Below are 7,029 nucleotides of genomic sequence, written 5' to 3'. Positions count from 1 at the left end.
CTCGATGAAGCGCGCGCCCGCATCGTCGACAGCCATGAGGAGATTTCGGCCGCCTTCGCCGAGGCGGAAATGCTGCTGCAGGACGCGCCCGATCTTGGCGATCTGCAATTGCAGCTCGAACAGTCCTCGGCCAATGTCGCCCGCGACCGCGCCGCGCTTGCCGATGCGCGTGCGGTGCATGAGGGGCTGCGCCGCGAAGCCGAGGCGCGCGCGCGCCGGCTCGATGCCATTGGCGCCGAACGCAGCAATTGGCTGGAGCGGGCCGAAAACGCCTCGACGCAGATCGCCTCGCTTGGCGAACGCAAGGCCGAGGCCGAGGCCGAACGCGAGCGGCTGGCGGATGCGCCCGATGAAATCGACGCCAAGCGGCGCGCCCTGCTGTCGCAGCTCACCGAGGCCGAAACCTTGCGCAAGGCGGCGGCCGACCGTCTGCAGGAAGCGGAGAACCGGCAATCCGAACTGGACAAGGCCGCCACCGGCGCCATCCAGTTCCTGGCTGAGGCGCGCGAGAGCCGCGTTCGCGCCGAAGAGCGGCTGACCGCGGCCGACGAACGCCGGCTGGAGGTCCAGGCGCGCATCCAGGAAACGCTGAACACACCGCCGCATCTGGTTATTCGCCATACCGGTCTGGAGGCTGACAGCCCGATGCCTGAGATGCCCGAGATCGAGCGTCAGCTGGACCGGCTGAAGATCGAGCGCGAACGGCTGGGCGCCGTCAATCTGCGCGCAGAGGAAGAGCAGAAGGAGCTTTCCGACCGGCTGGAGGCGATCGTGTCGGAGCGCGAGGACATCATCGAGGCGATCCGCAAGCTCAGGCAGGCGATCCAGAGCCTCAACCGCGAAGGCCGCGAGCGGCTGCTTGCCGCCTTCGATGTCGTCAACGGCCATTTCCAGCGGCTGTTCTCGCATCTGTTCGGCGGCGGCACGGCGGAATTGCAGCTGATCGAATCCGACGATCCGCTCGAGGCCGGCCTCGAAATCCTGGCCCGCCCGCCCGGCAAGAAGCCGCAGACCATGACGCTGCTGTCGGGCGGCGAGCAGGCGTTGACGGCGATGTCGCTGATCTTCGCGGTGTTCCTGACCAATCCGGCGCCGATCTGCGTGCTCGACGAAGTCGACGCCCCGCTCGACGACCACAATGTCGAGCGCTTCTGCAACCTGATGGACGAAATGGCCGCCACCACCGAGACGCGCTTCGTCATCATCACCCACAATCCCATCACCATGGCGCGCATGAACCGGCTGTTCGGCGTCACCATGGCCGAACAGGGCGTCAGCCAATTGGTGTCGGTCGACCTGCAGGCGGCCGAGGCCATGCGCGAGGCAAGCTGACCCAGGTCAGCGCTGGCTGGAATGGGCCGCACCGGAGCAATTTCAGGAAAAGGGTGCAAGCGGTTCTCGCTCGGCAAAAAATGTCAGGGCCGCGGACTGTGCCTGTGCGAATGATGTTTGGCCGGGGACCAGACGAAATAGAGCGAGCCCAGTTTCAGCACAGGCACCCTGTGATCCCGCTCGCGATCACGCAGTTCCCGGTAGGTCTTCACCTTCAGTGTGCCCCCCGGCAATCTGATTCGCAAAGCCATGATGCATAGAGCTTACGTGCTTTCTCCAGACGATGGAAGATTCATTTCAAGTTCCTCATCAGTATTCGAGCTCCTGGAGGGGCGATCAGGAATTGTACTGGGCCACCAGATGACGAAATATTTGCCAAACTGCCAGACCGGGACTTCGCCCTTGTACTCTCGCCGCCGCAACTCATAACGTTGCTTGACCTTCAATACACCGCCCGGAAGCCTGATCTTGATCGTCATCGTCCCTCAATACTGATGGCGCACTTCCTGGGTGCCGCGCCCAAAATATCTGTCCGGCCAAGTTAGAAAAATCGCTCACTCTCGGATCGGATCGTTGCAATCCGATTTCGCTGAGTCAATGGAGCCGAGGGCGAACTCCTGTGGCTATCGGCGCCGTGCAGATAAGGCTTGAGAGCGGGCTCAACCTCTGCGCCGCAAGATCCAGTTCACACAGATCACGGCCACGAGGCCACATGCGATGCCGGCGCAATCGGCAAACCAGTCGAACACATCCAGATCGCGCCGTATCAGCGCCGTGCCCTGCAGGACCTCGATCGCCGCTCCAATCATGGCCAGGAAGACGATTAGTCTTGCTTTTCGATCGGGCCAGCCGAGCCCTCCAAGGAAAGTCATGACGGCAAAGGCGCTGGCGTGGTTCAGCTTGTCGGAACGGAAACCGATATCGATCCCGTACTCTTCAAGTCGGGGTATAGGCAGCAGTGCAAGGGCAAGAACAGCGGCAAGCGTGGCGAAAAAGGCGATCCGTTCGACGGCTGGATAAAATCTCATTCTGTTCCAATCTTTGCCTAGCCGCCGGGAAAGTCGAATCCGGCTCGGTATTGGCAGTTCAGGCTGAAACTCGGATCGACGGCGTTGTTCTTCTAAAGCCGCAATTTTTGCTTGAGCTTTTTCAGCCAGGTCTGTTCCGCCTCATCCTGATTTTGATGCGCCGGGACGTAGCGCGGCCGTATCTTTTTTCCTTTGATGTAGAATGGCTTTTCGACTTCTCCAACCAGATTGACGAAAAGCCGGGATTTGTTGGTGGGTTGGCGGACTGTGACGCCGTGGACCGATTCAATCGAGTTGATGAACAATACAAGAATGTTCTTGTCGTATTGAACTGTTTCGACGCATTCCAAATGGGTGTCGTCGACATAGGCATCATTGAAGAGTGTCGCTTTGGCTTTCAGCGTGGCGTATTTGGACTGGAAACGACTAATTGTCAGGTCCCCGCCAACGGCATCATAATCTTCCGGCCTCATATAAAACAGGCCAGAAAATAGCTTGTCGCCATTGTCGATGTGGCTTGTCCGCACCGAGCCGGCATTGGTCACCGGCGTGTTCCCGCTGAGCATCGCATCCATCAGTATGTCGCGCGTTGCATAGGTGTCACTAAACCTGATGCCCGCTTTCATATTCTTGAGGCGTTCATAATTGGGGTAATAATCAGGGTAAAGCTTGTGAATATCGTCGTAGAACAGGTCGGCGACCTCGCCGAAAAATGCTTGCGATACATGGTAGGCGATAAAATCGCGCCATATTTGCGGCACGGCTTCGTTCGACCGAACGCGGTGGGCCTCATAATCCCACCTGGTGTTGTTGCGGCGTGTATCGATTTCGAGCGTTTCCGGAGCGGGAAACGTGCCGTCCAATTCCTGGTAGAGATCGAGGGGAAGGGCGTCGCGCAGGATGATGTGTGGAAACGGCTCCGATCGAACGTCGGCCTTGGTGGCTCGTTGAAGGACTGAAAGCGGCTTTGACATCGATGGTGTCCCAGATCGAGTTTGTCCGAATTTGGACAGCGAGGATCGTGTTCAACCTGTTCGGGTTACCGCCTTTCAACGCATCCCTTTCTGCGTCTCGTTCAAAGATTGGAGCGTTGAAAAGGGCTCCGCATGGGCTTTTACCATTTCGCTCATTAGAATATCCGCGCCAGTCATGAGGGGCACCAGGGTTTCCGCAAAAGTGTATGTTTTGATGCCGTAAAGCCACTTCAGGTAAAGAAGGGCAGCTGACGTGCCGGAGACGCAGCCAACGATGTTCATCCGGGATACGAAAAGCTCTATCGGATATATGTGTGGCAGGTTAGCTTCCATGATCCTGGTGTTGGCGTCGGCCGTCACATTGCCAACTGCATCCAGCAATTCGGGGAAAAAGGGCTTGCTTATTCTGGGATGTTCCTTCCAGACGACGTCGTATCCCCTCTCGACGATCTGCTCCGCAATTCGTCTATAGATCGCCGCCTCTTGCGCGTACGACATTATGCGGTTTCGCGACAATGCCTGGCCGAGCAGCAGGATCCGTGGGTTGGCTGACGCACGGCAATGTTCATCGCCGCCGGAAAGCGCATCCCTGCAGGCTTCACCTATTACGTCGCGCATCAGCGAAGCGCCGACCTGAAATCTTGGTACGTTCTCCAGTGCATCGTGAATGGGGATTTCGTGAAGCAAAGAATAAAACTTCGTCACCCGTCTCAGATGGTGTCTTTCTATCCTGTCGGCCGCTTTCCTCAATCGGAACGCCGGTGAAATTGTAGAGAGTCCTGCAATCAAGACCGCGGTGATGCGTCGTCGAAACCTTGTGCCCGGCGGCCGTGCCATGGTTGCCATCTCGAATGGAAGGTATGACGTCAAGCCATCCTCATACAAAACGATCTTGGCTTCAGGGTATGAATCCAGCAGTATTTTTTCCGACGGCCGGTTAACGAAGCAGGCCCAGATTTCAGCTACGGAACTCGCGTCGAGACCAATTGTGTCTCGGATCAGACGATGGATCCGGAAAATTTGCAGTTGCCCATATTTACGCTCGGACGTCAGAAGGTCGTACGCCCATATGATCCGTCTCCAGGTCCATACTTTAGACGCAAGTTCAGCAAGACCGGTCTTGAAATGCTCGGAAACGCCGGCCGTTTCATAAAGCAGGAGATAGTCCTCATGCTCCTGATCCGCCGGGGAGCTTCCATCCATTGTTGATTGGCGAAGTGAGGCAACCAGGCTGAGCAATTGCCAGCTGCCAAAGACGCAGCATATTCGAGCTGGCAATTTAAGATCTCCAGATCGGATGGAAATAACGCTGCATGTTCCGCGATCTCAACCGCAAAATTGCTTCATATCCGACAGGCCGTGTGGCTCGGGGCGTCCCACCCGCTTCGTAATACTGCCTATCGCGTCGGTAGGAAATATCTTTCAGATGGCGGGTCTAACGTCCAAGACAGGCTAGAGTTCCGCACAATAGGCAGGCGAATTCACTTCAACTGAGCGGCAGAGACCTGTCGAGATCCGGCAATAGCACCCGGTGCGGCAGACCGCTCATGCGGTCGTCTTGCTGCTTCGGGTCCCTCTCGGCACCAAGAGCACGAATTCTCCCGGTTCTCGGGAAGGTCGTTGCCCGGGAAAGCGGGTTTCGCTGCCCCCAGTCAAAAGTAAGCTCCAGCCATGAACCGGAGCTAGATGATGACAGAGGCAGAAACCAGAATGTTTCACACACTTGATGTGCCAGCCGGTCCGGTGTGGCGGCCTGCAATCCCGGCCGACCTGACAAGGCAGGGCATGTGTGGGCGCATCTGCGCATCATGCCCGATACAAAGCCCGCACTGCCCCTCGAACGCCCTTGAGGCCGACGCTTCGGCGCAACGTCCCCGGTGAGCAGGCCAGAGCAATTCTAGGAAAAGTGTGAAGCGGTTTTCCGGCCAAAATTGCCTCAAAACAAAGAGTTAGAGCAGCTCGCCGTTTCCGTGAAACGGTGAACTGCTCTAAGGGCGGCGCCAGAAAATGCGCCGCCCTGTCGGAGGGGTCGTCCGCGATCAGGCGGCGAGCCAGGCCCGTGTGAAATCCTGCTCATAGGCCTGGTGCATTTGGTAGCCCATCAAGGAAGGTTTCATATGGCAGAACAGCTTTCGCCAGTAAGGCTGAACGATGATGCCGGAATCCTGCAGCATGACCTGGAGTTCCTTCATTACCACACGGCGCTGCTCCGGATCGGCGATGGAATTGGCCTTGTGGACCTTGGCATCGAAGTCTGGATCGGCGAACCCCGTCTCGTTCCATGCCGAACCGGTCTGATAGGCAAGCGCATAGGTCTGGATGCCGAGCGGTCGGGCGTTCCAATTGGTCGTCGCGAAGGGATACTTCGTCCAGTCGTTCCAGAACGCCGATTCCGGGATGACGGTGCGTTTCACCTTGAAGCCGGCGTCGCGCATCTGCTGGGCGACGGCATCGGAGCTTTCCTTGCGGTAGTCGGCTTCGACCGAGATCAGATCGAACTCGAAATCGAGCTGGCCGGCTTCCTTGAGCAATGCCCTGGCCCGGGCCGGATCACGTTTGATCGGCGGCAGGTCGGCGTGTTCGGGATGCATCGGTCCGACATGATCGTTCTGCGCGACGATGCCCATGCCGTCGGCGCCCAGTTGCAGCACCGCTTCGTTATCGACCGCAAGCTGTATGGCGTTGCGCACGCGCTTGTCGTCATAGGGTTTGGCGTTGACGTTGCAGCGCGAGACCAGGGTGGCGGCGGTGACGATCTCGCTTTTCTTCAGGCCCAGCCTGTCGAGCATGGCGACGTCATAGGACTGCGTCTGGCCGTTCAGGTCGATCTCACCGGATTCGAAAGCGGAGACGGTGGCGGCCGAGTCGGTGCCGTAGTCGGTCCAGTCGATGCCGTCGAGGAACACCTCACCGCCCCACCACGACCCGTCCGGCCGCTTGCGCACCGAGGCAGCAACGCCGACATCGAGTTTTTTAAGCTCGAATGGACCCGTGGAAACGGGGTTGGCCGACAGTGGCGCTGCCTTCGGATTGAACGTGCGGTGGACGATCAATGCCGGGTAGTCGGTCATCGCAGGGATAATGGTGATGTCGGGCTGCGACAGTTTCAGGACCACGGTGTGGTCGTCGCGAACCTCGATGGCACCAGTGCGCGCCACCTTGGTGTCGGGATCGATCAGGGCGGTCATGCGCCCCGCCATCGAGTTGCCGGCGGCATCCTTCTCACACCAGCGCGTGATGTTGAATGCGACATCCGTGGCGGTGAAATCGTCGCCGTTCGACCACTTCACCCCTGGGCGCACCTTGAGCACATATTCCGTGGCGTCCGCATTGATCTCCCAGCTCTGCAGCAGCACCGGCTCGAAGGTGAAATCCGGCTTCCAGCGCACCAGCGGTTCGAGAAACTGCATGGCGATGTTGCCCATCTGCGAAACCTTGAACTTGCGCGGGTCTTCCAGCTCCATCACCTGCATGGCAACACGCAGCACGCCGCCCTTTCTGGGTTGGGCGGCTTCCTCGGCCCGCGCCGGAACCGGTTGACCGATGAGCCCATAGGCAATCGCCGTGCTGGCACCGAAGGCGCTGGCCAACGCCAGGAACTCGCGGCGGCCAAGCGCGCCGCTCTTCGCGCCTTTCGCAAATGTGCCGATCGCCGGATGAAGAGGTCTGGATGTCATATCGGTTCTCCCATTGTT

6 protein-coding genes are annotated in these 7,029 nt (G+C 58.7%); 1 reads left to right on the top strand and 5 read right to left on the bottom strand.

Annotated elements, in window-relative coordinates:
* Positions 1-1,332 (top strand): chromosome segregation SMC family protein (locus EN991_RS17065; protein ID WP_164769140.1); only part of this gene is annotated, 1,332 nt, incomplete at its 5' end.
* Positions 1,333-1,595: 263 nt separating this feature from the next.
* Here the strand turns inward: EN991_RS17065 and EN991_RS17060 are convergent.
* The 5 genes from EN991_RS17060 to EN991_RS17040 form a co-directional block, all read right to left on the bottom strand.
* On the bottom strand, positions 1,596-1,811 hold the full coding sequence (locus EN991_RS17060) for a hypothetical protein (RefSeq protein ID WP_082826424.1): 216 nt from the start codon (positions 1,809-1,811) through the stop codon (positions 1,596-1,598).
* 180 nt (positions 1,812-1,991) lie between these two features.
* Positions 1,992-2,360, bottom strand: a complete 369-nt coding sequence (locus EN991_RS17055; RefSeq protein ID WP_013532752.1) for a hypothetical protein — start codon at positions 2,358-2,360, stop codon at positions 1,992-1,994.
* A gap of 92 nt (positions 2,361-2,452) precedes the next feature.
* On the bottom strand, positions 2,453-3,334 hold the full coding sequence (locus tag EN991_RS17050; RefSeq protein ID WP_127369182.1) for a hypothetical protein: 882 nt from the start codon (positions 3,332-3,334) through the stop codon (positions 2,453-2,455).
* Positions 3,335-3,409: 75 nt separating this feature from the next.
* Positions 3,410-4,612: an alpha-2,8-polysialyltransferase family protein gene (locus EN991_RS17045; RefSeq protein ID WP_245465026.1), complete on the bottom strand. Its 1,203-nt coding sequence runs from the start codon at positions 4,610-4,612 to the stop codon at positions 3,410-3,412.
* A gap of 761 nt (positions 4,613-5,373) precedes the next feature.
* Positions 5,374-7,011, bottom strand: coding sequence for an ABC transporter substrate-binding protein (locus tag EN991_RS17040; protein ID WP_127369181.1), 1,638 nt, complete (start codon positions 7,009-7,011; stop codon positions 5,374-5,376).
* Between the last annotated feature and the right edge of the window lie 18 nt (positions 7,012-7,029).

The sequence above is a fragment of the Mesorhizobium sp. M7A.F.Ca.US.005.03.2.1 genome, assembly GCF_003997795.1.
In the GTDB taxonomy this organism is placed as follows: domain Bacteria; phylum Pseudomonadota; class Alphaproteobacteria; order Rhizobiales; family Rhizobiaceae; genus Mesorhizobium; species Mesorhizobium ciceri.
This window is presented reverse-complemented; position numbering and strand designations above follow the sequence as displayed.